The sequence below is a fragment of the Streptomyces lasiicapitis genome, assembly GCF_014646335.1.
Lineage (GTDB): Bacteria > Actinomycetota > Actinomycetes > Streptomycetales > Streptomycetaceae > Streptomyces > Streptomyces lasiicapitis.
This window is the reverse complement of record NZ_BMNG01000005.1, coordinates 190,157-213,640: the sequence shown is the minus strand read 5'-3', so window position 1 is coordinate 213,640 and position 23,484 is coordinate 190,157. Positions and strand designations below refer to the sequence as shown.

At 70.8% G+C, this 23,484-nt stretch carries 29 protein-coding genes and 2 pseudogenes; 16 read left to right on the top strand and 15 right to left on the bottom strand.

Features of this window, described 5'->3' with window-relative positions; all coding sequences use genetic code 11:
• The first annotated feature begins 10 nt into the window (after positions 1 to 10).
• Together IEY91_RS12585 and IEY91_RS12580 are read left to right on the top strand one after the other, a co-directional pair.
• Positions 11 to 919: a LysR family transcriptional regulator gene (locus IEY91_RS12585; protein ID WP_189174012.1), complete on the top strand. Its 909-nt coding sequence runs from the start codon at positions 11 to 13 to the stop codon at positions 917 to 919.
• A 49-nt stretch (positions 920 to 968) separates the two neighbouring features.
• Positions 969 to 1,598 (top strand): MarC family protein, encoded by a 630-nt coding sequence (locus IEY91_RS12580; RefSeq protein WP_164322718.1) that lies wholly within the window; start codon positions 969 to 971, stop codon positions 1,596 to 1,598.
• A 10-nt stretch (positions 1,599 to 1,608) separates the two neighbouring features.
• On the opposite strand, the gene merB is transcribed toward IEY91_RS12580, so the two are convergent.
• The 3 genes from merB to IEY91_RS12565 form a co-directional block, all read right to left on the bottom strand.
• Positions 1,609 to 2,229, bottom strand: a complete 621-nt coding sequence (merB, locus tag IEY91_RS12575) for an organomercurial lyase (RefSeq protein ID WP_164322716.1) — start codon at positions 2,227 to 2,229, stop codon at positions 1,609 to 1,611.
• Positions 2,226 to 2,684, bottom strand: a complete 459-nt coding sequence (locus IEY91_RS12570; protein ID WP_189174011.1) for a DUF7144 family membrane protein — start codon at positions 2,682 to 2,684, stop codon at positions 2,226 to 2,228. Before IEY91_RS12570 ends, merB begins: the two co-directional genes overlap by 4 nt.
• A 102-nt stretch (positions 2,685 to 2,786) precedes the next feature.
• Positions 2,787 to 3,545: a TetR/AcrR family transcriptional regulator gene (locus IEY91_RS12565; RefSeq protein WP_189174010.1), complete on the bottom strand. Its 759-nt coding sequence runs from the start codon at positions 3,543 to 3,545 to the stop codon at positions 2,787 to 2,789.
• 172 nt (positions 3,546 to 3,717) lie between these two features.
• Between IEY91_RS12565 and IEY91_RS12560 the strand changes: the two genes are divergently transcribed.
• The gene (locus IEY91_RS12560; protein ID WP_164322710.1) at positions 3,718 to 5,268 is read left to right on the top strand and encodes an MFS transporter; all 1,551 of its coding nucleotides are present in this window, start codon (positions 3,718 to 3,720) and stop codon (positions 5,266 to 5,268) included.
• A gap of 692 nt (positions 5,269 to 5,960) precedes the next feature.
• Here IEY91_RS12560 and IEY91_RS12555 read toward each other — a convergent pair.
• The 3 genes from IEY91_RS12555 to IEY91_RS12545 are packed head-to-tail and all read right to left on the bottom strand — an operon-like array spanning position 5,961 to position 7,643.
• Positions 5,961 to 6,740 (bottom strand): SDR family NAD(P)-dependent oxidoreductase, encoded by a 780-nt coding sequence (locus IEY91_RS12555; RefSeq protein ID WP_189174009.1) that lies wholly within the window; start codon positions 6,738 to 6,740, stop codon positions 5,961 to 5,963.
• Positions 6,733 to 7,221: a cupin domain-containing protein gene (locus IEY91_RS12550; RefSeq protein WP_164322705.1), complete on the bottom strand. Its 489-nt coding sequence runs from the start codon at positions 7,219 to 7,221 to the stop codon at positions 6,733 to 6,735. Before IEY91_RS12550 ends, IEY91_RS12555 begins: the two co-directional genes overlap by 8 nt.
• A gap of 35 nt (positions 7,222 to 7,256) precedes the next feature.
• Entirely contained in the window at positions 7,257 to 7,643 is a 387-nt protein-coding gene (locus IEY91_RS12545; protein WP_189174008.1) for an ATP-binding protein, read from the bottom strand.
• A 136-nt stretch (positions 7,644 to 7,779) separates the two neighbouring features.
• On the opposite strand from IEY91_RS12545, the gene IEY91_RS12540 reads away from it, so the two are divergent.
• The 5 genes from IEY91_RS12540 to IEY91_RS12520 all read left to right on the top strand — a co-directional run bounded on the left by IEY91_RS12540 (position 7,780) and on the right by IEY91_RS12520 (position 10,347).
• Positions 7,780 to 8,628 (top strand): helix-turn-helix domain-containing protein, encoded by an 849-nt coding sequence (locus IEY91_RS12540; RefSeq protein ID WP_164328350.1) that lies wholly within the window; start codon positions 7,780 to 7,782, stop codon positions 8,626 to 8,628.
• Positions 8,588 to 8,869 (top strand): DUF397 domain-containing protein, encoded by a 282-nt coding sequence (locus IEY91_RS12535; RefSeq protein ID WP_189174007.1) that lies wholly within the window; start codon positions 8,588 to 8,590, stop codon positions 8,867 to 8,869. Before IEY91_RS12540 ends, IEY91_RS12535 begins: the two co-directional genes overlap by 41 nt.
• 126 nt (positions 8,870 to 8,995) lie before the next feature.
• Complete coding sequence (locus IEY91_RS12530; protein ID WP_229696907.1) at positions 8,996 to 9,544, top strand: DUF2975 domain-containing protein; 549 nt, start codon at positions 8,996 to 8,998, stop codon at positions 9,542 to 9,544.
• Between the two features lie 25 nt (positions 9,545 to 9,569).
• Positions 9,570 to 9,794: a helix-turn-helix domain-containing protein gene (locus tag IEY91_RS12525; RefSeq protein ID WP_164322697.1), complete on the top strand. Its 225-nt coding sequence runs from the start codon at positions 9,570 to 9,572 to the stop codon at positions 9,792 to 9,794.
• Positions 9,795 to 9,891: 97 nt separating this feature from the next.
• On the top strand, positions 9,892 to 10,347 hold the full coding sequence (locus tag IEY91_RS12520; protein WP_164328349.1) for a MarR family winged helix-turn-helix transcriptional regulator: 456 nt from the start codon (positions 9,892 to 9,894) through the stop codon (positions 10,345 to 10,347).
• Positions 10,348 to 10,408: 61 nt separating this feature from the next.
• On the opposite strand, the gene IEY91_RS12515 is transcribed toward IEY91_RS12520, so the two are convergent.
• Positions 10,409 to 11,068 (bottom strand): NADPH-dependent F420 reductase, encoded by a 660-nt coding sequence (locus IEY91_RS12515; RefSeq protein ID WP_189174006.1) that lies wholly within the window; start codon positions 11,066 to 11,068, stop codon positions 10,409 to 10,411.
• A 78-nt stretch (positions 11,069 to 11,146) separates the two neighbouring features.
• Between IEY91_RS12515 and IEY91_RS12510 the strand changes: the two genes are divergently transcribed.
• Both IEY91_RS12510 and IEY91_RS12505 read left to right on the top strand, forming a co-directional pair.
• Positions 11,147 to 11,536, top strand: a complete 390-nt coding sequence (locus IEY91_RS12510) for a winged helix-turn-helix transcriptional regulator (protein ID WP_189174005.1) — start codon at positions 11,147 to 11,149, stop codon at positions 11,534 to 11,536.
• A gap of 179 nt (positions 11,537 to 11,715) precedes the next feature.
• Positions 11,716 to 12,588 (top strand): LLM class flavin-dependent oxidoreductase, encoded by an 873-nt coding sequence (locus tag IEY91_RS12505; RefSeq protein ID WP_189174004.1) that lies wholly within the window; start codon positions 11,716 to 11,718, stop codon positions 12,586 to 12,588.
• Positions 12,589 to 12,608: 20 nt separating this feature from the next.
• On the opposite strand, the gene IEY91_RS12500 is transcribed toward IEY91_RS12505, so the two are convergent.
• Complete coding sequence (locus tag IEY91_RS12500) at positions 12,609 to 12,956, bottom strand: DoxX family protein (protein ID WP_189174003.1); 348 nt, start codon at positions 12,954 to 12,956, stop codon at positions 12,609 to 12,611.
• Between the two features lie 115 nt (positions 12,957 to 13,071).
• Entirely contained in the window at positions 13,072 to 13,782 is a 711-nt protein-coding gene (locus IEY91_RS12495) for a TetR-type transcription factor C-terminal domain-containing protein (protein WP_229696906.1), read from the bottom strand.
• 196 nt (positions 13,783 to 13,978) lie between these two features.
• Between IEY91_RS12495 and IEY91_RS12490 the strand changes: the two genes are divergently transcribed.
• Positions 13,979 to 14,977, top strand: coding sequence for an esterase/lipase family protein (locus IEY91_RS12490; RefSeq protein WP_189174002.1), 999 nt, complete (start codon positions 13,979 to 13,981; stop codon positions 14,975 to 14,977).
• A 59-nt stretch (positions 14,978 to 15,036) separates the two neighbouring features.
• Here IEY91_RS12490 and IEY91_RS12485 read toward each other — a convergent pair whose 3' ends face one another.
• Both IEY91_RS12485 and ctaD read right to left on the bottom strand, forming a co-directional pair.
• Positions 15,037 to 15,381, bottom strand: coding sequence for a hypothetical protein (locus tag IEY91_RS12485; protein WP_229696944.1), 345 nt, complete (start codon positions 15,379 to 15,381; stop codon positions 15,037 to 15,039).
• A gap of 5 nt (positions 15,382 to 15,386) precedes the next feature.
• Positions 15,387 to 17,033, bottom strand: a pseudogene (gene ctaD / locus IEY91_RS12480) (aa3-type cytochrome oxidase subunit I); the annotation flags it as partial.
• Positions 17,034 to 17,151: 118 nt separating this feature from the next.
• Here ctaD and IEY91_RS12475 point away from each other — a divergent pair.
• Together IEY91_RS12475 and IEY91_RS12470 are read left to right on the top strand one after the other, a co-directional pair.
• Positions 17,152 to 17,694 (top strand): RNA polymerase sigma factor, encoded by a 543-nt coding sequence (locus IEY91_RS12475; protein ID WP_164322683.1) that lies wholly within the window; start codon positions 17,152 to 17,154, stop codon positions 17,692 to 17,694.
• Positions 17,687 to 18,643, top strand: a complete 957-nt coding sequence (locus tag IEY91_RS12470; RefSeq protein ID WP_229696904.1) for a CU044_5270 family protein — start codon at positions 17,687 to 17,689, stop codon at positions 18,641 to 18,643. The genes IEY91_RS12475 and IEY91_RS12470 overlap by 8 nt, the downstream gene beginning before the upstream one ends.
• Positions 18,644 to 18,650: 7 nt before the next feature.
• Here IEY91_RS12470 and IEY91_RS12465 read toward each other — a convergent pair whose 3' ends face one another.
• The gene (locus IEY91_RS12465; protein ID WP_189174001.1) at positions 18,651 to 19,640 is read right to left on the bottom strand and encodes an SGNH/GDSL hydrolase family protein; all 990 of its coding nucleotides are present in this window, start codon (positions 19,638 to 19,640) and stop codon (positions 18,651 to 18,653) included.
• Positions 19,641 to 19,889: 249 nt separating this feature from the next.
• On the opposite strand from IEY91_RS12465, the gene IEY91_RS12460 reads away from it, so the two are divergent.
• Positions 19,890 to 20,267: a nuclear transport factor 2 family protein gene (locus tag IEY91_RS12460; RefSeq protein WP_164322679.1), complete on the top strand. Its 378-nt coding sequence runs from the start codon at positions 19,890 to 19,892 to the stop codon at positions 20,265 to 20,267.
• A 73-nt stretch (positions 20,268 to 20,340) separates the two neighbouring features.
• Here the strand turns inward: IEY91_RS12460 and IEY91_RS12455 are convergent, their stop codons facing one another.
• From IEY91_RS12455 to IEY91_RS12445, 3 genes are all read right to left on the bottom strand, one after another.
• The gene (locus tag IEY91_RS12455) at positions 20,341 to 20,673 is read right to left on the bottom strand and encodes a putative quinol monooxygenase (protein ID WP_164322677.1); all 333 of its coding nucleotides are present in this window, start codon (positions 20,671 to 20,673) and stop codon (positions 20,341 to 20,343) included.
• 64 nt (positions 20,674 to 20,737) lie between these two features.
• Positions 20,738 to 21,103: a PH domain-containing protein gene (locus tag IEY91_RS12450; RefSeq protein ID WP_164322675.1), complete on the bottom strand. Its 366-nt coding sequence runs from the start codon at positions 21,101 to 21,103 to the stop codon at positions 20,738 to 20,740.
• 69 nt (positions 21,104 to 21,172) lie between these two features.
• Entirely contained in the window at positions 21,173 to 21,658 is a 486-nt protein-coding gene (locus IEY91_RS12445; RefSeq protein ID WP_164322674.1) for a MarR family winged helix-turn-helix transcriptional regulator, read from the bottom strand.
• A 133-nt stretch (positions 21,659 to 21,791) separates the two neighbouring features.
• Here IEY91_RS12445 and IEY91_RS12440 point away from each other — a divergent pair, with 133 nt between their 5' ends.
• Both IEY91_RS12440 and IEY91_RS41470 read left to right on the top strand, forming a co-directional pair.
• The gene (locus IEY91_RS12440; protein WP_373287932.1) at positions 21,792 to 23,312 is read left to right on the top strand and encodes an MFS transporter; all 1,521 of its coding nucleotides are present in this window, start codon (positions 21,792 to 21,794) and stop codon (positions 23,310 to 23,312) included.
• Positions 23,269 to 23,445 (top strand): annotated as a pseudogene (locus IEY91_RS41470) (PPOX class F420-dependent oxidoreductase); the annotation flags it as partial. The gene IEY91_RS12440 and the pseudogene IEY91_RS41470, both read left to right, overlap by 44 nt.
• Between the last annotated feature and the right edge of the window lie 39 nt (positions 23,446 to 23,484).

Sequence of the window (23,484 nt, the reverse complement as noted above, 5' to 3'; positions counted from 1 at the left end):
GGAGCGTGCCGTGGAAAGACAAGAGCTGGAGACCTTCCTGACCCTCGCCGAGGAGCTGCACTTCGGCCGCACCGCCGAGCGGCTGCTGCTCTCCCAGGCGCGGGTCAGCCAGACCGTGAAGAAGCTGGAGCGCAAGATCGGCGCACCGCTCTTCGAGCGCACCAGCCGCGTGGTGCGGATGTCCCCGCTCGGCCGTCAGCTGTACGACGACCTGGAGCCGTTGCACCGCGGCATGGAGGAGGCCGTGGCCCGCGCGAAGGACGTGGCGCGGGGCGTGGAGGGCGAGTTGGGCGTCGGCTTCCTCGGGTCAGGGGCCGGGACGCTCACCCAGCCGATCCTGGAGCTGTTCCGGGAGCGGGTGCCCGGGTGCGGCGTACGGATGCGCGAGGCGCAGTTCAAGGACCCGCTGGGCGCGCTGCGCGCGGGCGACGTCGACGTGCTCTTCACCTGCCTGCCGGTGGAGGAGCCCGACCTGACGGTGGGCCCGATCGTCATCAACGAACCCCGCGTCCTCGCGATGCCCCTGCGCCACCCCCTCGCCGGCCGCACCTCGCTGGCCTGGGAGGACCTCGCGGGCGAGACGTTCTTCGGGGTGGTCAACGGCGCGCCCGCCTACTGGTGGGACTTCCACGTGCCGCCGCGCACGCCGAGCGGCCGCGTGATCCGGCGGGGCCAGGCGGTGGCGTCGTTCCAGGAAATGATGACGCTGGTGGCGACGGGGCAGGGGGTCTCGCCGGTGATCGCCTCCGTGGAGAAGTACTACGCCCGGCCTGACATCACCTTCGTCCCCGTCCACGACCTGCCCACGGCCGACGTCGCCCTGATCTGGCGCACGGGCGACACGGGGCCTCGCACGGAGGCGTTCATCGGGGCGGTACGGGACGTTGTCGCCGCGAACGGCGGCCCTGCTGCCTTCTAGTCCGCGCGGCTGACCAGGACCGGCCGGTCGCGGGGGCCAAGATGCCCCCGTGAACGCCCTGACCTATTCAGCCGCCTTCGTCACCTTTTTCTCCGTCGTCGGGCCGCCCAAGGTGCTGCTCGCCTTCGCGGCGCTCGCGCAGGCGCATCCCACGGCCGAGCTGCGCCGGATCGCGCTCGCGTCCACGGCCGCCGCGATCCTGGTCGCGCTCGTCGTCGGCTTCACCGCGCCCTGGCTCCTGGAGCTGTTCCACATCAGCACGCCCGCGCTGCAACTCGCGGGCGGTGTCATCTTCTTCGTGTACGCCGTCGGGCTCGTCCTCGGCGTCCACATCGGCTCGGAGGACCCGGGTGACGCCCCGCCGAGCCTGGTGGGCGGCGTACGGGACCTGCTGATGCCGTACATCGTCAGCCCGCTCGCCATCACGGCTGTCCTGATCGAGGCAGCGGCCCGGGACACCTGGTCGTGGCGGTCGACGGTGGTCGGCGCGTACGTGTCCGTCCTCGCCCTCGACCTGCTCTGCGTGGTCGTCCTCACCCGGCTCCTCCGCCGCACCCACCACGCCGTCATCGAGCTGTCCGGGCGGCTGCTCGGCCTGCTCCTGGCGGCGGTGGGCGCGGATCTGGTCCTGGACGGGCTGTACTCGCTGGGCGTGGAGAGCCTGGGGCGCCGCGAGTAGTCGCCGCCGGTCAGAACAGGTCGGCGAGCCGCCTGCCCACCGCCCACGCCTCCGCCGTCGAGCACACCGCCAAGTCCGAGTCCCGGCCGGTGACTTGGTTGGCGAGGGCCTCGTCGGCGTAGAAGTTGACGCGGTTGCAGAAGACCTCGCGGATGTCGGCGCCGGTGGCGGGCGCGAGGGTGACGGCGGCCGTCGCGGGGTGGACGTCACGTACTCCCGAAGGGGTGACCGTGGCGCGGACGGGCTCGCCGGTGGCCGCGCAGCGGGAGGTGATGTGGGAGACCGCCTCGTCGAGGGCGAGGGGGAACATCAGGGTGTCCATCGCGCACCAGCCGTACACGGTGCGGCCCCGCAGCTCCATGGAGTGCGGGCGGGCCTCGTTCAGGGAGACGCCCGCGCCGATGATGTTGCCGTCGGGGTCGGTCTCCAGGCGGAAGTCCATCGCCTCGAAGCGGGGCAGGACCTCCTGCGGCGGCCAGCCGAGCATGCGCCCGGCCCGCTCGTGGGTGAGCGGGCCGAGTTCGAGCAGTCCGTCGACGATCTTCGCGCCCGCGGCCATAAGCCGGGCGCCCTGCGGCGACGTCCACTTGGCGACGAGGTGGTCGGAGAGGGCGGAGACGGGCGGGGTCATCGGCCGGAGTTCGCGCCGCCGCGTGCACCGCTGGTGTCGGCGCCCCCGCTCGCTGAGTCCCCGCTGTCCGTGCACAGCGCCCAGATCACGAAGGCGCTGAGCGCGAGCGAGATCAGCGCCCACAGCGGGGTGTACGGCAGCCACAGGAACTGCGCCACCATGCCCACGGCGGCGAGCCCGACACCCGCCGCCCGCGCCCACTCCGCGCCCTTGAGGATGCCCCAGCCGGTGACGGCGATGAGCACGCCGAGCACCAGGTGGATCCAGCCCCAGGTGGTGAGGTTGAACTTGTAGACGTAGTCGCCGAGGCGCGTGTACACGTCGTCCTTGGCGATGCCCGTGATGCCCGCGAGGACGCCGAGGACGCCGTTCACGAGCATCAGGACCCCGGCGAACATCGTGCCGCCGGACGCCCAGAGGCTGCTTCCGGAGGGTCCGGACTTTGCTGAATCCATGGCCCGAGCCTCTGGGCGACAGTGCGGGGCGGCCACTTGGGCGGGCCATCCGGGTGGGTACGTCCGGTGGGCACGCCGAGTGGGTACGCCGGGTGGGTCCGGCTACGCGCCGCCGCGCTGCGCCTCCAGGCCGTCGAGGATGCAGTCGAGCCCCAGGTCGAAGTTGCTCCGGCGGGTCTCGTCCACCTCCGTCTCGGTCTGCAGCGCGTGCAGCCCCCGCACCCGCGGGTAGGGCTCCATGGCGGTCTCGGCGGCCGCCGTCACCACCTCCACCCACTCCTGCTCGCTGCGTCCGCTGCGGGCGAGCATCGTCAGCCAGGCGGCCTCGGTGGCGGAGGTGCCGATGACGTACGACCAGATGGTGTTGAGCGCCACGTTGGAGCGCCGCAGGTCGAAGCCGCCGGTCTCGAAGAGGCCGAGCATGCTCTCCGAGAGCCGCATCATGTTCGGCCCCAGATAGGCCATGCCCATCTCGCCGAGCAGGGACGCGATCCAGGGGTGGCGCAGGATCGCGGCGCGCACGTTGTTGCCGCATGCGACCGCGGCCGCACGCCACTCCTCGGGCGAGGCGGGCGTGGGCACCTCGATCTCACCGTAGATCTGGTCGACGACCAGCTCGATCAGCTCGTCCTTGTTGGCCACGTGCGTGTAGAGCGAGGTGGCACCGGCATTGAGGCGGGTGCCCAGCTTGCGCATGCTCAGCGCCTCGATGCCGTCGGAGTCGAGCAGCGCGATCGCCTCGGCCACGATCTGGTCGCGGCTGAGTGCGGGCTGCTCGCGGCGCGGGCGCTGGGGGCGGGTCCAGACGGACCCGATCGGTTCGCCGGTCGGCTGCTTGGTCGGCTGCGCGGCGCGTGGCATGCGGCCACCCCATTTCTGCTCGGTGTCTCTGCTCGGAGCGAGTGCGTCTCGGGCCCCAGCCTAGCGCAGTATGCGCACGGCGTTCGGGGGTTGCGAACGCTGTGCGGTGTCCGTACAGTGTGCGGAGACGGCGAACACCGTACCGATGAAGTGCTCACAGGGGAGGTCCGCGATGACCGGGTCGGAAACGAAGACAGTGGATGGGAAAGGGCAGGCACGCGATCCCAAGCGCTGGCTGATCCTGGTCGTGCTGTGCCTGAGCACGCTGGTCCTGGTCGTGGACAACATGGTCCTGACCGTGGCGGTGCCGCCCATCGCCCAGGACCTGGACGCGAGCGCCTCGGACCTCCAGTGGATCCTCGACTCGTACATGCTGGTCTTCGCGGGCCTGCTGCTGACCTCCGGATCGCTCTCCGACCGCTTCGGCCGCCGCAGGGTGATGCTGATCGGCCTTGTGGTCTTCGGCGCGGCCTCACTGCTCGCGACCGTCGCGGACAGCCCCGAGCAACTCATCGCCGGGCGCGTCCTGATGGGCGTCGGCGGCGCCCTGATCATGCCGAGCACCCTCTCCATCCTCATCACCGTCTTCGACGAGGACGAGCGGCCCAAGGCGATCGCGGCCTGGAGCGCGGTGGCGATGGTCGGTCTGGTCGGCGGCCCGGTCCTCGGCGGTGCCCTGCTCGATCACTTCTGGTGGGGCTCGGTCTTCCTCATCAACATCCCCATCGCGGTCCTCGCGATCGTCGCGGCGCTCGCCCTGATGTCCGAGTCCAAGGGCCCCTGGCGCAAGGCCGACCCGGTCGGCATGGTCCTGTCGGTCGTCGGCATGGTGGCCCTTGTGTGGACGATCACCGAGTGGCCGAAGGAGGGCTTCGGCGACCCGAAGGTGTACGTCGCCGCGATCGTGACCGTCGTCGCCCTGGCCGGCTTCGGCCTCTGGGAGACCCGGGTCGCCGAGCCGATGGTCCCGCTCTCCCTCTTCCGCAACCGCGTCTTCACTGGCGCCAGCTTCTCCATCGTCCTGCTGACCTTCGCCAACGGCGGCCTGATGCTGGTCCTGACCCAGTACCTCCAGTTCGTCCTCGACTACTCGCCGACCGACACCGGCTGGGCCTTCGCCCCGCTCGCCGTCGCCTCGCTCGTCTTCAACACCCTGGGCGCCACGCTCGGCCAGAAGCTCGGCAACCGCGTCATGCTGGCGACGGGTCTCGCGATCATCGCAGCGGGTTTCTTCACCCTGACGACTCTGGAGCGCGGCGACGGCTTCGGCATCGTCACCCTCGCCATGGTCCTCATGGGCATGGGCGGCGGCCTCGCGATGCCGGCCGCGCAGGCCGCCCTGATGGGCGCGGTTCCCACCGAGCACGCGGGTGTCGGCTCCGCCCTCAACGACACCGTCCAGCAGGGCGGCGCGGCTCTCGGCGTGGCGGTTCTCGGGTCCATCCTCTCCAGCACGTACGGCAACGCGATGCCGGCGGACGCGCCCGGCAAGGCCGACGAGTCCATCGTCGAGGCCTTCGCGGAGGCGGCGCGCAGCGGTAACGCGGCGCTGCTCGACACGGCTCGGGACGCCTTCACCGACGCGATGTCCGCGAGCTTCGTGGTCGGGGCGAGCGGTGTCCTCGTGGCCGCGGCCCTCTCCGTCTTCCTGATGCGGCCCCGGCCGGAGGCCGACACCCCGGCGCCCGCGCCGGAGGACGCGGTGACCCCGGTGGGCCGCTGATCTTCCCCCCCACCCACCCGCCCTTCCCTGGAGCCGCAGCCCCAGCCCTCACCGGGTATGGGGCTGCGCCCCTTTCCCCTCATCGGCGCTTCGACTTCCTCGCCTACGCGCAAAGGTGAACGAGGCCGCCCGGGGTAAGCAGAGTGGCGCTTCCGGGGCGGAAGTCAAGGGCGCCCTTCGGGCGTCGGCTTCGCCGATTGCGCTGCGCTCCACCCTTGACTGCCGCCCCTACAGCGCAAGTTGACGTAGTCCGGGCGGCCCAGGGGTGGGGCGGCGGGCAGCCTCCGGTGGAGGCGATACGGCTTCGTCGCCGGGTGCCGCCCGGCACTGGCTTGGTGAACCCTCGCGGACAGGGCAGCCATGCGGCTCCGGTGGCGAGGGGGCCAAGCCCGCCCGCCGAGCGCGGCTGTGCTCGGCAGGGATCGGCAGGGATCGGCTGGGTCCCAGACCCTCCCCAACCACCTACTTTGGAAAAGTTGCGAGCGGCGTACAGAGGTAGCGCGCCCGAGCAATTCACGCCCCCTCCCCACCTGCACCCACGGGCGGGGGTGCACGTCTTCCCACTCGCACTACCCCGCGCGCCTCGCACAACTTTTCCGAAACAGGTCACTGGGCCCGGCCCCGCGCACCGACAACCGGTCGCCGCCGCACCCGGCGAGGCAACGTACGGGCGCCGGGTCTCCGGGCGTTGCTCACCACGTGGAACGCGCGCTCACCCCGCCGTCGACCACCAGGTCGGTCCCCGTGATCCACGACGCCGCGTCCGACGCGAGGAACACGCACGCGGATCCGATGTCCTCGGGACGCCCCAGGCGGCGCAGCGGTGCGGCTCGCCCCCAGCGCTCGACCCCCTCGGGCCAGTCCGAGGCCAGCGTCGGATGGCCGACAAGGCCGGGGGAGACGCTGTTCACGCGCACCCCGCGCGCCCCGTATTCCACGGCGGCCGCCCGCGCGAACATGATCAGGGCCGCCTTGGACGCGCTGTAGTGCGCGTGGCCGACGGCGGGCTGGTGGCCCTCGATGGACGCGATGTGCGTGACGCTGCCGCCGGGCCGCTCCTGCCCCGCCATCACCTCGGCGGCGGCCTGCGTACAGCTGAACGCGCTGGTGACGTTGGCGTCGTACAGACCTCGCCAGTCATCAGCCGTCATCCCCTCCAGGCCCTGCACAGGCTGGATCCCGGCGTTGTTGACGAGCGAGTCGAGGCGCCCGCGCCAGCGGAATGCCTCCTCGACGAGGCGTCGGCACTCCTGCTCCTCGCTCAGGTCCGCGGATACGACGACTGCCTCCCCGCCCGCCTTGGTGATCTCCTCGGCCACGACCTGGGCCCGCTCAACCCGTTGGTTGCAGTGCACGACGACTGCGGCGCCCGCGCGGGCGAAGCTGCGTGCGATGCCGCCGCCCAGCAGTCCGCTCGCACCCGTCACCAGGGCCACGCGGCCCTCCAGAGAGGGGAGTTGAGGGTCAGACACGACACAGCCTCCGAATCAGTTCCGCCTGTTGCGGGTAACGTGCCGCCAACTCGTCCGGATCCCCGCCCTCGTAATCCGACTCCAGGAACCCCGGCGCCATCGTCGTACCGAACAACGACCACTCGCCCCCGTTCCGCACCCGCGCCCCCATCCACGTCCCCGCGGGCACCACGAGCTGGAACTCCTCCCCGTCGCCGTCCCCGAGGATCCGCAGCTCGTCCCGGCCGTCGGGCCACAGGAGCAGCAGGTCGAGCGGGTCGCCCTGGTAGAAGTGCCAGACCTCGTCGGTGGGGAGGCGGTGCATGGCCGAGAAGTCGCCCGCGGTGGCCGTGAGCAGCATGATGATGGCCGTCCCGGCGGGGTGTCCCGACGCGTCCGGCGGGGCCGCCCACGTCTGGCGGAAACGGCCGCCCTCGAACGGCAGCGGTTCAAGCCCGTACCGGGCGGCCAGCTCCTCCGCGGTCACCGGTGACTTGGCCATGCCACGCCCACCTCTCTGTCGTCGACGAGTCGTCGTCACACATCGTCATACTCGAACCAGATGGTCTTCCCCGCACGCTCCGGCAGCACGGTAACTCCCCACCGCGTGGTTGCGGCCTCGACCAGCAGAAGACCCCGTCCGTCTTCGGCCAGTTCACCCCCGTCGGGCGAGTGTCCCGGCGGGGCGGGCGGAGTGGGCAGTTCCGGGCTGGCGTCCGAGACCTCCACGCGGATCCCTCCGGGGCGGCGCAGAATCAGTACGGCACACCGTCGGTCCGGTACGTGGCGTACGACGTTCGTGACCAGTTCGGAGAGCGCCAGGGTGGCGCCCTCGGTGAGGGCGGCCAGGCCCCAGCCCTCCAGGTACATCGTGAGGATGCGGCGCAGCGGTTGCACAGAGTGTTCACCGACGGTGAAGCTCATGCGGTAGCTCCGGCCAACTCCAAGGTCAAGCGGGGCAGTTACGTGATTCATGTCACCAAAGTGGAGTCAGTTGGTTACGCTCGGCCACAAGTTGAACTTCACGCCCTGCGGCGTGGGCTTGGGGGTGACCCGGACGATGGTCAACATCCGCGACCTAGACCCCAGCGCGTCGCCGCTGGACTACTACGGCTCCGAACTGCGCCGCCTGCGAGAGGCAGCCGACCTGAAGCAGGCCGAGTTGGCGTCGTGCATCTTCTGCGTGCCGTCGCTCGTCGGCCAGGTGGAGACGGCCAGGAAGGTCCCGACACGGGAGTTCTCGGAGCGGCTTGATGCTGCGCTGGGGACGGATGGGGCGTTCTCACGGTTGGTGGGGTTGGTTCTGCGGAGTCAGTTGCCGAGCTGGTTCCAGGCGTACGCGGAGATGGAGGCCAAGGCGACCTACATCTCCACGTTCCAGGCTCAGTACGTGTACGGCCTCCTCCAGACCGAGGAGTACGCCCGAGCGGTGCTGGCCACGGGGATGCCTAGCAATCTCGACGACCTGGTTGCGGCACGGATGGAACGCCAACGGATCCTGGAACGCGAGAGCCCACCGCTGGTGTTGGTGGTCCTTGATGAGGCGGCCTTGCACCGACCGGTCGGCGGTCGAGAGGTCATGCGAAAGCAACTGCGGCACCTGTTGAGCTGCGGACAGCGGCGCTGGGTGCAGATCCAAGTGCTGCCCTACTCGGTGGGCGAACACGCGGGCTTCATCGGCTCGTTCAACCGGCTGCGCTTCGAGGACGACCCGGAGATCGTGTACACGGAAGACCTGATCTCCGGCCATATGACGGCCAATCCGGAGACCATCCGTGAAGCGGCCCTCCGTTACGCTAACTTGCAGGCCGCCGCGCTCTCCGTGGAGGACTCGGCGGAACTGATCACCCGCGTGATGGAGGAACGCTATGGGGAGCACCCTGGACCTGACGAACACGCGGTGGCGTAAGTCCTCGTACAGCGGAAACACCGGAGGCGACTGCGTCGAGTGCGCGCCCCTCAGCGGCGAGGCGTGGCGTAAGTCGTCGTACAGCGGCAATACCGGCGGCGAATGCGTCGAAGTCGCCGAAATCGGCGAGGACCCCCACATAGCCGTCCGCGACAGCAAACGCCCCCACGGCCCCCACATCACCCTCACCGCAACCGCCTTCACCGCCCTCGTGGCCGCAGCCGCCCGAGGCGAACTCTGACCGCAGGCCCCCAGGCCAGCGCCCCCCGACTTGTCGATTATCGATATGTGCGGCTAGTGTCGCCCATATCGATAATCGATGGGAGGCTGTGCGGTGAACACGCGACTCACGAGGACCCTGTCCTCGGTGACCTTTGCCATGGCGGTGCTCTGCGGGCTCGTGTTCCTCGGCACGGGGCTCTCGCACATGCTCGACGACGGCGCGGTCTGCGTAAAGACGAGCTTCTGGGCCAACGCGTCACTGGGGAAGCTGCCGATCGGCGAGGGTGTGGAGGCGGGCAGCAGCACCACGCGCCTCTGCCAGAACGACCCGTCCGTCGGGCAGCGCGCGGCCGACCTCGGGGGCGAACTGCCCTGGCTGCTGTTCGGCGCGCTGGCGCTGCTGCTGTTCTCGCGGCTGCTGGACGCTGTCCTGGCGAAGGGCCCGTTCACGGACGTGGTGGCGCGACGGCTCTCCGTACTCGGCTGGGTCGTCGCGGTGGGTACGCCGCTGGCGGGGCTGGTCGTCGGCTGGTCGAAGTCGTGGCTGGCCGGGAGCATGGCGCCGGTGATCGGGTCGGGGCCGGAGGTGGCGGGGCCGCAGGCGCTGATCCTCGCGGGCCTGGCCGCGGTGATCATGGGGAAGATCATGCGGGAGGGCGTACGCATGCGAGAGGACCTCGAAGGGACCATCTGATGCCCGTAGCCGAAGGGGCTGTCTGATGCCCGAAGAGGAGATCCACGGCATCCGGATCCACCTGGACCGGGTCCTGGCCGAGCGTGGCATGACGCTGACGGAGCTGTCCGCGAGGGTGGACATCACGGTCGTCAACCTGTCCGTGCTCAAGAACGGCCGGGCGAAGGCGATCCGCTTCTCGACGCTGTCGAGGATCTGCGAGGTCCTCCAGTGCCAGCCGGGCGACCTGATCACCCACGACTCCGTTTGACCTGAACAGCAGTTGAGGTTCTACGGTCGCTCGTGACGGAAGTGAACCAGGGCCGGACTCACCTCGTGTGGTGTCCGGGGCGACGGAAGGCGGCGTGATGGAGTACTCGCACGAGGACGCGGGGCTGGTGAACCAGCCGATCGGGTACTGGACGTGGGCTGCGAACAAGACGCTGATGGCGTACGTCAGGGGGCGGCTCGCGGCGATCGGCATCACACAGCCCCAGTGGTGGATGCTGCACCAGGCCCTGCACAGCGAGAACGGTGTCACCCGGGACGAGGTGATCAGTGCCCACCGGGCCAACCTGGACGTCGGCGCCGGTATAGCCCCCGACCTCGACCTTCTGGTGGAGCGGAAGCTGCTCGTCCTGGACGCGGACAGCAGGCTCCACATCACCGACGAAGGCCGGGCGCTGCATCAGCGCGCCGCCGAGACACAGCAGGCCAGTCGGAGGCATGTGCACGCGGATGTCTCGGACGAGGAATACCTGATCACCCTGAAGGTTCTGCAGCGCATGATTCGCAACGCGGGTGGAGACGTGTCACCGGGCTGACGGTCGGCGGTGCGCCGCCCGCAGCGACCTCGACTCATCCACGGCGCGAACCGGGAAGGCGTCACGCACTCCCGGCTCGCGGCCCCGTCGCGTACTCCAACGGCGGCGCGATCGCCCGTACATCCGCCTGCTCCGCCACCCACAGCCCGATGAACAGCGCGGCGGTCGCTTCGAGCAGCCCGGCGCGGTCGATGCCGCCGCCGGCCACCGGCTCGCAGCCGACGTCCCGTACCAGCGTGCCCGCCAGCGCGAGCGCCGCCGCGTCGTCCCCGCAGACCGGAACGGCCAGGGGCCGGCCGTCGAAGACGGGCGGGTTCATCCGCCATACGTCCTCGTGGCAGAGGTTGAACGCCTTGACGACGTGGGCGTCCGGCGCCGCCGAGGCCAGTTGGTGCGCCGCCGAGGGCCCGCCTTCGGTCAGCAGCCGGAAGCCGGGCCCGACCGGGTTGGCGCAGTCGAGGAGCACCGTCCCCTCCAACTCCGCCCGAAGCTCCCGGACGACGTCGGCGCCCGCGCCGTAGGGCAGGGCGACCAGCACCACGTCGCCGTACGCGGCCGCCTCCCGCAGACTCCCGTGCCGCACGTCGCGCCCCATGCGGGCCGCGAGCAGCCGGGCCTTCTCCGCATCCCGTCCCCCGACGAACACGTCGTGCCCGGCCCGCACCCAGTGGGTGGCGAGCGCGTCGGCCATGTTCCCTGTCCCCAGCACACCGATCTTCACCGATACATCCCTCTCGGTCTCACCGCTCCAACTGCTTACGGGACGACACTAGGAACCCCCTCAGGCACCATTTGGTACGTGAAGCCCAACGCGTCCGACGCCTCCGAAGCCGCCCCCGACGCCTCCGAAGCCTTCCTCGCCGACTGCCGCGCCCGCCTCGCCTTCGACCTCCTCTCCCACACCTGGAACCCGGTACTGATCTGGGTCCTGCGCCACGGCCCCCTGCGCCCCGGCGAACTGCGCGCACGCATCGGCGGCATCAGCCCCAAGGTCCTGACCGAGACGCTGCGACGGCTGGAGTTCAACGGCCTGGTGACGCGGATCGCGTACGACGAGTCGCCGCCCCGAGTCGAGTACGAACTCACCGTCCTGGGGCGGACGTTGCTCGCCCCGATCGACGCGTTCGGCGCGTGGGCCTTCGAGCACGGGGACGAGGTCATGGCGGCACAGGAACGCATGGGCGGCTGAGCTCCCCCCGGCCAGGTGCGGCTGCCGGTCATCCGTCGACGGTTGTCGGACGGGTATCGACGGCTGTCGGGCCGGTGTCGGGGGCCTGTCGGCGGGGCCTGGCACCTTTCCGGAGACGGCCGCCGTAGATCACCGGGCGCCGTATTGCCCACGCCCCCGCCCCGCGTGAGGATGCCCGCATGCGCTTCTCGATCAACATTCCTAATTTCGGGGACTTCGCGGACGCGAGGACCGTCGCGCGGGTCGCGGTCGCCGCCGAGGAGGCCGGGTGGGACGGGCTCTTCGTGTGGGACCACGTCGTCCACGACAAGGTGGTGCAGCGCGGGAAGCCCTTCGGGGATCCGTGGATGCTGCTCACGGCGGCCGCGCTCGCGACGGAGCGGATCCGGCTCGGGACGCTGGTCACGCCCGTGGCCCGGCGGCGGCCCCAGCAACTCGCCCGGCAGGTCGCCACGTTGGACGTCCTCAGCGGTGGGCGCGTGACCTTCGCGGCCGGTCTCGGCGGGCCCGTCGCCGACGAGTACGCCAGCTTCGGTGAGCCCACCGACCCCCGGGTGCTTGCTGGGCTGCTCGATGAGGGGCTCGGTCTCCTCGACCGGTACTGGTCCGGTGAGCCGGTCACGCATCAGGGCACGCACTTCCGCGTCGACGACGTACAGCTGCTCCCCGCCACCGCGCAGCGGCCCCGCCCGCCCGTCTGGATCGCGGGCTTCTGGCCCAACCGGCCACCCATGCGCCGCGCCGCCCGCTGGGACGGTGCCGTCCCCCTCTTCGAGTCGGCCAAGCACGGGGAGATCCCGCCGCTGGGGGAGTTCCGGGAGTTGGTGGCGTACGTGGAGGGGGAGCGGGAGCGTCTCGGTGCGCAGGGGGCGTACGAATTCGTCCTCGGCGGGGCCACCCCCGGCGACGCCGACCACGCGGGCGAACTGCTCGCCCCGCTCCACGACGCCGGCGCCACCTGGTGGGACGAGCGCCAGCTCCAGACCGGGCCCGGCATCGACCGGCTCGACCCGGTCCTGCGCCGGATCGAGCAGGGGCCGCCCCGGCTCTAGTGGAGCCGGTGCGCCGGTGTTCAGGAGCCGAACCCCAGGACCAGAGCGCCGACCACCGGCGCCGCGTACACCAGCGGGAAGGGGATGTGGGCGTACCAGCGGGCCCGGACCACCGCGACGACGGCCCCGGCGAAGTACAGCACCAGCGCGACGGCGGCCGCGACCCCGACGACGGGCAGGAACAGGCCCACCAGCAGGCCGATCGCCCCCGCGGCCTTCGCCGTGCCCAGCCACGGCAGCCACGACATCGGGATGCCGTAGTCGGCCATGGGCTCGACGACCCACTTGGCGCGCAGGAAGACGGAGGTCGCCGAGAAACCGGTCATGGCGGCGGCGACGAGGGTGACGGCGACGTGGGCTGTGGACATCGGGGACTGCTCCTCATCAGGCTGGCGCCGGTGCGGACCCGCCCCGGCCGGGGCCCTTTCGGCCCGTCACTGCCATGACGCGCCGCGCCGCGGGAATGTGACCGGTGACCGGAATTCATTTTCTGGGCGCGGCCGGCTCCGGCGGCTGCAGCAGTCCCATGAACATCAGCAGCAGCTCCTCCACGATCGTGTCGAGGCTCGCGTCGACGTACCCGGCCGTCCAGTCGTACAGAAGGCCGTTGACCGCCGCGACGAAACCCAGCGCGGCGATCCGGTAGTCCCGTGCCCCTATCTCGCCCTGCGCCACGGCCTCGTCGAGGGCGGCGACCAGGAGGTCCACCCAGCCCCTGCGGGCCTCCAGGCGCTGCTTCTCCAGCTCGGGGCTGACGCCCGTGACCTCCACGAAGGCGATCCGGATGAGGTGCGGATTGGCCGTGAGCACGCGTGCGTACGCGTGGAACGCGACGTCGGCGCGCTCGCGCACGCTGCCCTCCGTCGCCGTGGCGAGCGCCTCCACGATGGCGCCCTGCGCGGCCTTCTGTATGTGGCCGTGCAGCACGGCGAGGACCTCTTCGAGGTTGCGGAACTCCTCGTAGAACTGCCGTGTCGAGAGGTCCGCCCGCGCGCACAGCGTCGCCACGGACGCGGCGCGGTACGCGCCGGGGCCTGCGCCGAAGAGTTCGACGGCCGCCTCCAGGAGGCGCCGTCGGCGCTCGGCCCGGCGCTGCTCGGCGGACTTGCCCCCGTACGCCCTCGCCGGCCGCCGTGCGTTCCGCACCTCTTCGGACACCACAGATCCCGCTCCCTTCGTCTCTTCGTGCGTCAACGCCCCGATCCTGCACGGGAATTGCCGTACGCACGACACTTGCGCCCGGTCCGCGCTCGCCCTACTTTCAAGTAACCAAATCTGAAGCGGTGTCGTTTCAGATTCCTCGGTGTCCATCTGTCATGCCTATGACAGGCGTAGTGGATCGACGGATCGTACGCCGAGTCCGTGCACGGCAACCGAAGGGACCGGAACCGTGAACACCCCCTCCGCACCCACCCGCCCGCGGCGCGCGGCCCACCGCCGGGCAGCAGCCGTCCTTGTGCCCCTCGCCCTGGCGGCCACGGCGCTCACCGCCACCGCCGCGCCCGCGCAAGCCACCTCGCAAACCGGCGAGCAGCCGCGCAAGCAGTACCCCGTCGGCGGCGTCGCCGAAGGCGTCAGCAACTTCCTGTTCAGCCCGAACGCCGTGTCCGGCGTGAACGACTGGAACTGCAAGCCCACCGCCGCGCACCCGAACCCCGTCGTCCTGGTGCACGGCACCGGCGTCAACCTGGGCGCCAACTGGGTCAAGATGGGCCCGACCCTCGCCAACGAGGGCCACTGTGTCTTCGCCTTCAACTACGGGATGGGCAGCCCGTTAAATCTCGGCGGGCGCGTCGGCGGGCTCACGTCGATCGCGAAGTCCGCCGAGACGATGAGGGACTTCGTGGACAAGGTCCTCGCGGCCACCGGCGCCAAGAAGGTGAACGTCCTCGGGCACTCGCAGGGCGGCATGATGCCGAACTACTACCTGAAGCGGCTCGGCGGCGCGCAGAAGGTCGACCGGCTCGTCGCGCTCGCGCCCACCAACCACGGCACCACCCTCAGCGGCCTGGTCAACCTGGGCAAGGCGCTCGGCCTGCTCGGCGTGGTCAACTCCGCCTTCGACCACCTGAACCTCTCGGGGCTCAAGGACCAGGAGGAGGGCTCGGATTTCCAGAAGGCGCTGTGGGCGGACGGCGACACCGTGCCGGGCGTGCGCTACACGGTCATCGCCACCAAGTACGACCTGGTCGCGAGCCCGTACAGCAACGGCTTCCTGAAGGGTGACAAGGTCCGCAACATCGCCCTGCAGGACCAGTGCCCGAAGAACCCGGTCGGGCACGTGGGCCTGTTCACGGACGGGCCGACGACGCAGAACGTCGTCAACGCCCTGGGCGCGGACAAGCCCGACTTCAAGCCGGCGTGTCAGGACTACGGGCTGCCGTTCTGACACCGGTCGGTTCTCAGCACTGACTTGACCCGGTTCTCAGCTCTGACTCGACCCGGTTCTCAGCGCGCGGTGAGTACGACGACCACGCAGGCCACCATCCCCGATGCCGCCAACAGGCCCCCGGCCAGGACCCGTTGGCGCAGCATCCGGTAGCGGTCCTCGTACTCACCGCGCACGTCCAGGCAGCGGCCCGCGATGTGCCGCCAGGCCTGGCGGGTCAGCGTCAGGTGGTCCTCGGCGTACAGCCGCTCCACCTCCGCGCGTTCGGCGGGGGAGAGCCAGTCGAGGCGCTGGGCGAAGGTCTCGGCGGCGGCGCGGCTCTCGGCGCGGGCGGACTCGGCGAGGAGGTGGCCCTCGATCTCGCTGATGAGGGTGTGGGCGGTGGACACCGGCCGCTCGTCCATGGCGGTCACGGCGCCACCGCCTCGTCGCGCGCGGCCGGGACATCAGGGACGGCCGTCGGGGCCGTCAACTCGCCGCCGCCCGCCGCGATCTCCGGATGGTGCAGGTCGAATGCCGGGGACTCGCTGCGAATGCGGGGCAGGGAGGTGAAGTTGTGGCGCGGGGGCGGGCAGGAGGTAGCCCATTCCAGGGAGCGGCCGTAGCCCCAGGGGTCGTCGGCCTCGACGGGTTCGCCGTACTTCGCCGTCTTCCAGACGTTGTAGAAGAACGGGAGCAGGGACATGCCGAGCAGGAAGGAGAAGATGGTCGACAGGGTGTTCAGGCCGGTGAAGCCCTCCACCGCCAGATAGTCCGGGATACGGCGCTGCATGCCCGCCGTACCGAGCCAGTGCTGGACGAGGAATGTGCCGTGGAAGCCCACGAACAGCGTCCAGAACGTGATCTTGCCGAGGCGTTCGTCGAGCATCTTGCCCGTGAACTTCGGCCACCAGAAGTGGAATCCGGAGAACATCGCGAAGACCACGGTGCCGAAGATGACGTAATGGAAGTGCGCGACGACGAAGTACGAGTCGGACACGTGGAAGTCCATCGCCGGTGACGCCAGGATGACGCCCGTCAGGCCGCCGAAGACGAACGTGATGAGGAAGCCGACCGCCCACAGCATCGGCGTCTCGAAGGACAGCGAGCCCTTCCACATCGTGCCGAGCCAGTTGAAGAACTTCACGCCCGTCGGCACGGCGATCAGGAACGTCATGAGGGAGAAGAAGGGCAGAAGGACCCCGCCCGTGACGTACATGTGGTGGGCCCAGACGGTGACGGAAAGGCCCGCGATGGCGATGGTCGCGCCGATCAGGCCCATGTAGCCGAACATCGGCTTGCGCGAGAACACCGGGATGACCTCGGAGATGATGCCGAAGAACGGCAGCGCGATGATGTAGACCTCGGGGTGGCCGAAGAACCAGAAGAGGTGCTGCCACAGCAGCGCCCCGCCGTTGGCGGCGTCGAAGATGTGGGCGCCGAACTTGCGGTCCAGCTCCAGGGCGAAGAGCGCGGCGGCGAGCACGGGGAAGGCGAGCAGCGCCAGGACGGCCGTGAGCAGCACGTTCCAGGTGAAGATCGGCATCCGGAACATCGTCATGCCGGGCGCGCGCATGCAGATGATGGTGGTGATGAAGTTGACCGAGCCGAGGATGGTGCCGAAGCCGGAGAACGCCAGACCCATGATCCACATGTCGCTGCCGATGCCCGGCGAGTTCACGGCGCCCGACAGCGGGACGTACGCGGTCCAGCCGAAGTCCGCCGCCCCCTGCGGGGTGAGGAAGCCGCCGACCGCGATCAGCGAGCCGAACAGATAGAGCCAGTAGGCGAACATGTTCAGGCGCGGGAAGGCGACGTCGGGCGCGCCGATCTGGAGCGGCATGATCCAGTTCGCGAACCCCGCGAACAGGGGCGTCGCGAACATCAGCAGCATGATCGTGCCGTGCATCGTGAACGCCTGGTTGAACTGCTCGTTCGACATGATCTGCGTGCCGGGGCGGGCGAGTTCGGCGCGCATGAACAGCGCCATCACCCCACCGATGCAGAAGAACGCGAACGACGTCACCAGATAGAGCGTGCCGATCGTCTTGTGGTCCGTGGTCGTCAGCCACTTCACGGTTGACCTCATGCCCCGTACGTGTCCGAGAGCCCCTCTGGCATCACGGTGCACCCCCGCCACAAAAATCACAGCGACCCGGTGTGAGGATCGGGGGCATGCCGGACACCTACGGTCCATGAGCACGGACGATTCCTTCGCGGCCGCCTACCGCGAGCACTACTGGGCGGTGAGCCGGTTCGTCGCGCGCCGGCTCGACGCGGGGGAGGCGCACGAGGTCGAGGAGGTCGTGGCGGACGTCTTCTCCATAGCCTGGCGGCGCCGCGCCGAGCTCCCCGCCGCGCCGCTGCCCTGGCTGTACGCCGTGGCCCGCAACTGCCTCGCCAACACGGTGCGCGGGCTCGGCCGCAGGCGGCGGCTCCTGCACCGGCTCGGCCACCACGAGACCGCGAACGGCCGCCAGACCGTGGACAGCCCCGACGCCGAGCGCCCCGGCTCCTGGGTGCACGAGGCCCTGGCCCGGCTCTCGCCCGCCGACCAGGAGGCACTGCGCCTGACCAGCTGGGAGGAGCTCGGCATCGACGAGCTGGCCGTGGCCCTGGAGTGCAGCAGCGGCGCGGCGGCGATGCGGCTGCACCGCGCCCGCCGCAGACTCCGCGCGGAGATCGACCGGATGCAGATGCACGTACGAGCGGGACGAGCGGGAGACGACCGTGACTGACGACCACCTGGACGACGTGAGCGACCTCGACCTCCTCCGTGCCGCCAACCCCGTCTCCGCCGTCGAAGGGCCCTGGCGCGACCGCCCCCTGAACGCCGTAGCCGAGCGCGGGCTCAACCAGCTCCTGCACCGCACCCGCACCCGCCGCGCCCGGCGCCGCGTCGTGCTGTGGGCCGAGGCCGCCGCCGTCGCCCTCGCCGCCGTGCTCGCCCTGACCGTGCCCGACCTGGGCGCGGCGACCGCCACCGCCGCGCCGAGCGCCCTGCACCCGCGCGGCGGTTCGGCCGCCGTGCCGCTCGACCGGGTCGTCGCCCAGGCCGAGGCCGCCGCCCGCGACGGTGAGCCGCGGCTGCGCAGGGGCGCCCACGTACAGACCTGGAGCCTCGCCATGGAGTCGGGTCCCGGCGCCGACCGGCCCGTCACCCTCCCCGAGGAGCGCGAGGTGCGCTGGCGGGCGGACGGCTCCCGCACCGAACGCGTCTCGTCCGACGGCGAGTTCGTGAGCGAGCGGATCTTCCCGCCGAGCCGGTCCGACGCCCCGCCGCAGGCCCGCCCGCCGCACACGCCCGCCGCCCTGCGCGCCTACCTCACCGAGGTCCACGAGCCGGGCTTCCCCCGCCGCACCACCCCCGCCACCGCCCAGGAGATCCTCGACTCCCTGCCCTCGCTCCTGGAGACCTGGACGCTCGGCGCCCGCGAGAGCGCCGCCCTGGTCGAAATCCTCGCGGACACCCGCGGTCTGCGCCCCGAGGGCGCCGTCACCGACCGGCTCGGCCGCCCCGGGCAGGCGTACGTCCTCGACTCCCCGGGCGAGCACATGCGCTACATGCTGATCCTCGACCCGTCGACCGGCGAGGCGCTCGGCCTGGAGCAGACCTTCACCAAGGACCAGCCGGACTTCGCGGTCGAGGCGGGGGACGTGATGCAGTACAACGCCTGGCGGCGCTAGCAGTCGCCTAGGTGCTGTGGGCGCGGAGCGTGTCCGTCACCGCCTGGCCGATGCGCCGGATGCCCGGCGAACGCACCGGGCACGGACGGGACTTGGGGGTCGTCGGGGCCAGGCAGAAGTGCAGGAAGTCGTCGTCCTGCCCGCGGTGCAGGGCGGTGCGGCCGTTGGCCCGGTCGGTGCAGTACTCGGGGTGCGCCCGCTCCCACGCCGTGCACGGCAGCTTCTCCGCCCAGGTGTAGCGGGCGGACGCCGGGCTGACGGCCTTGCCCGCGTCGGACACCAAGTCGCCCGTGGCGGTGGCCTGTTGGCGGTAGATGCCGTTGACGTGACGGACCCGGTCGGGCGTGATCGCGTCCGGGCCCTGCGACACCCACACCACCTTCGGCCGCTTCACGCCCGCGTCCCGCGCGGCCTCCGTGATCTGGTCCGTCAGGCGGCGCGCGTCCGCCTCGTACCGCGCGAGGTACTTCTCCCGCGCCTTGTCGTACGTGATGCCCTTCATGCAGGGCGTGTAGCCCCACGCGTTCCCCCAGAACTGCAGCACCACGTAGTCGGGGCGCAGCTCGCGGACCAGGGTCGCCGCCTTGTCCTTGTCCGGTACGAGGGAGTCCTCGCCGGTGCCCTCCAGGTAGTCGCAGAGGGTGGTGCCGGAGTAGGGGGCGCTGGTGTAGCGGGCGCCGAGCTGGTCGCGGAGGAGGGTGCCGAGGACGTCCTGGTTCTCCATGGCGAGGGAGTCGCCGAGGTAGAGGACGTCGGGGCGGGGCTTGCCTGCGGGGGCTTTGGGGGCGGGGTCGTCCTGCTTGCGGCCGGGGGCGTCCCGGTCGGGGGCGGCGTCGCGCTCGCGGCGGTCCGCCTCGGCGCGCTGGCGGGTGGTCTGGGAGGGGGTGTCGCCGGGGGCGGGGGGTGGTGGCGCCGCCTCGTCCCCCGAGCCGGGGTCCCCGCAGCCGCCGAGCAGCACCGCGCCCAGCAGTAGGCCGACGCACCACGTCCTGCGCATCCGCAACTTCCCTCCCGCACCCCGGAATCGGCTCACCAGGCAAGCACAGTCGGGGTCGGGGCGGTAGTCACGTGGACGCCGACCGTGGCTGAGGTGGGTGGGGTGGGTTGCCCGCGCATTACCTCGCGCGTAATCGACCCCCCTCCCCCCGCCCGGCAGTCTTGTGTTCACCGGGGCCCGGGCGGCGCACTCCGCCCGGTCTTCGGGTCAGCACCCCCGATGTTCACGACCACGCAGGAGGCGAACCCCATGCCCGCTCAGGACGTTCACGAGACCGCTGTCGCCCGCTACTTCGAGGCCTGGAACACCGCCGACGCCGCCGACCTGGCCAAGGCCGTCGCCGCCGCGTGGACCGAGGACGGCACGTACACCGACCCGCTGGCCGACGTCAGCGGCCACGAGGGCGTCGCCGCCGTGATCGCCGGGGCCCGGGAGCAGTTCCCCGGCTTCTCCTTCCGGCACACCGGCGAGGTCGACGGCCACCACGGCATCGCCCGCTTCACCTGGGAGCTGGTGTCCGACACCGACGGCACCGCGCCCGTCGCGGGCTTCGACGTGATCGCGCTCGCCGAGGACGGCCGGATCCGTACGGTGCACGGGTTCCTGGACCGCCTCCCGGCGGCGTAGGAGAGCATTGCGCAGAAGGGGCCCCGGACCATCACGGTCCGGGGCCCCTTCACGTACGACTACAGGTCGCCGCTCACGCCTCGCGCGGCGAGACCTCGCCCATCACGCCCCACCCGTCCATGCCCGGAATCTCCGTGCTGACGATCTGCGGGGTGCTGGCGATGGCGTACGACATGGTCTCCATCGCGGCCTTGAAGTGCGCGGACTCCACGTGCGCCGCGCCCGCCTCGCCGTCGCGGAAGGCCTCGACGAGGATGAACTGGTGCGGGTTGTCGACGCTGCGGGACCACTCGTAGAACAGGTTGCCCGGCTCCTCGCGGGTGGCGCGCGTGAAGTCGTCGACGAGGTCGAGCCATTCGTCGCTGCGCTCGGGGCGGACGGTGAACTTTACGGTGATGAAGATCATGGAGGGTCGTTCCCTGGTCGCTGTGCAGTGCACCTATGAACGTACCCCCTCGCCCAGGTATGTACTACCTGGCCACGAACTGCGTGAGGATCGCCTGCACCTCGTAGATGTCCACGCCCTTGGTGAAGGTCTTCTCGATCGGCACCGGGTTGCTGGAGATCCATATCTTCAGCTCCGCGTCCAGGTCGAAGTGACCGGCCGTCTCGACGGAGAAGTGCGTGATGCTGCGGTAGGGCACCGAGTGGTACTCGACCTTCTTGCCGGTCATGCCCTGCTTGTCGATGAAGACCATGCGGCGGTCGGTGAGCAGGATGGTGTCGCGGATCAGCTTGTACGCGGCGTACACCTGCTCGCCGTGGCCCATGAGCCGCGCGTAGTCCTGCTGCGCCGACGCCGGGTCGACGGTGTGGGCGTTTCCGAACAGCGCCATGTCAGGCCCCCCTCGTGTGACGATGCGTCCAGCCACCGTACGGGAACACGCGTGCGCGGGGCCTAAGGCCTAGCCCCGCTGACGCGCCCTGCGGGCAGGGCGCGGGCTCTCCGCCGGGGCCGCCAGATGCCCCTCGACCAGCCGGTTGAGCGCCCGCAGCAGCGCCGTGCGGTCCGTGGCCGAAAGTGAGCCGAGCGCCTCCTCGTGCACGCGGTCGACGATCACCTGGCTGCGCGCCGCGACCTTCGCGCCCGCCGCCGTGACGGCGATGATCCGGGCCCGCCGGTCCTGGCTGGAGGGCCGCCGCTCGGCGAGCCCGGCCTGCTCCAGGGCGTCGACCGTCACGACCATCGTCGTCTTGTCCATGTCCCCGAGCTCGGCGAGCTGCGCCTGCGTGCGCTCCTCCTCCAGGGCGTGCACGAGCACACAGTGCATGCGCGCCGTCAGGCCGATCTCGGCGAGGGCCGCCGCCATCTGCGTACGCAGGACGTGGCTCGTGTGGTCGAGCAGGAAGGAGAGGTCCGGTTCCGTGCGGGCGGGCGCCATGGCGGTCATGTCGCCAGCGTAACGGAGAAGAGGGATGTGCGCCCGAGATAGATAGTCTGTAACGAAACTATCTGCTACGGTCCTGAGTATCGGACGGCCCGCGCCACCACGCCGGGCCGCGCCTTCACCAACGGGAGAGCCCATGTCCGCCACCACCACCGGTTCCGCGACCGCACCAGCGACCGCAGCCCCCGCAGCCTCAGCAGTCACGGAACCGGAACCCACCGCCCGCCAGAAACGCCTGGCCCTCGGCGTCATAGCCACCGGAATGCTGATGATCATCCTCGACGGATCGATCGTGACCGTCGCGATGCCCGCCATCCAGCAGGACCTCAACTTCACTGCGGCGGGCCTGAGTTGGGTCGTGAACGCCTACCTGATCGCGTTCGGCAGCCTGCTGCTCCTGGCGGGCCGCCTGGGCGACCTCATCGGCCGCAAGCGGATGTTCCTCGCGGGCATCTCGGTGTTCACGGCGGCCTCCGTGCTCGCGGGCTTCGCCGCCGACCCGGCGACCCTCATCGCCGCCCGCTTCCTCCAGGGCATCGGCGGCGCGATGAGCTCGGCGGTGAGCCTGGGGATCCTCGTGACCCTGTTCACGGAGCCGAAGGAGCGGGCGAAGGCCATCGCGGTCTTCAGCTTCACCGGCGCGGCGGGCGCCTCCCTCGGGCAGGTGCTCGGCGGCGTCCTCACCGACGCCCTGAACTGGCACTGGATCTTCTTCATCAACCTGCCCATCGGCCTCGCCGCCCTGCTGCTCGCCGTGCCCGCGCTGCCCGCCGACCGGGGTCTCGGCCTCAAGGCCGGGGCGGACGTCACCGGCGCGGCCCTGGTGACCGGGGGCCTGATGGTGGGCATCTACAGCGTCGTCAAGGTGGAGGCGCACGGCTGGCTCTCCGGCCACACCCTCGGCCTCGGCGCCCTGGCCCTCGCCCTGCTCGGCGCGTTCACGTACCGCCAGACCAGGGCCCGCACGCCGCTCCTGCCCCTGCGCATGTTCCGCTCCCGCAGCGTGACCGGCGCGAACGTCGTCCAACTCCTCATGGTCGCCGCGCTGTTCGCCTTCCAGGTCCTGGTGGCCCTGTACCTGCAGAACGTGCGCGGCTACGGCGCCTCGGGCACCGGCCTCGCGATGCTGCCCGCGGCCGTCGTCATCGGCGCGGTGTCGCTCGGCGTCTCGGCCCGGCTCAACGCCCGCTTCGGCGAGCGCAATGTCCTGCTGGCCGGACTGCTGCTGCTCATGGCCATGCTCGGCCTGCTCGCCCGCGTCCCCGTGCACGCGAACTACGCGCTCGACCTGCTCCCCGTCATGCTCCTCGCCGCGGGCTTCGGCCTGGCCCTGCCCGCCCTCACCACGCTCGGCATGTCCGGCGCCCGCGAGGACGACGCGGGCCTCGCGTCGGGCCTTTTCAACACCACCCAGCAGATCGGGGGTGCCCTGGGCGTGGCCGTCCTGTCGACGCTGGCCGCCTCCCGCACGGAGGGCCGCCTGACCGCGGGCGACCCCCGCGCCGAGGCCCTGACCTCCGGCTACCACCTGGCGTTCACCGTCGGCGCGGGCCTCCTGGTGGCGGCGTTCGTGGTGGCGGCGACGGTGCTGCGGCGCGACACGGCCGACGCCGGTGTCGGAGCCGTCGGCCGTGCCGGGGGACGCCGTCGGGCGTGAACTGCTCGGCATGACACCGGGGTTCGAGGATCCGTCGGACGAGGCGGCGTATCTGGAGCAGATGGTGGAGGATCGCAGGGTGGTCATCCGCATCCGGGTGTCCCGCGTGTACGGCACGGCGCTCGACGTGTAGGCAGGTGGGGCGACCACCCGACGCACGTGCCGTACTTCA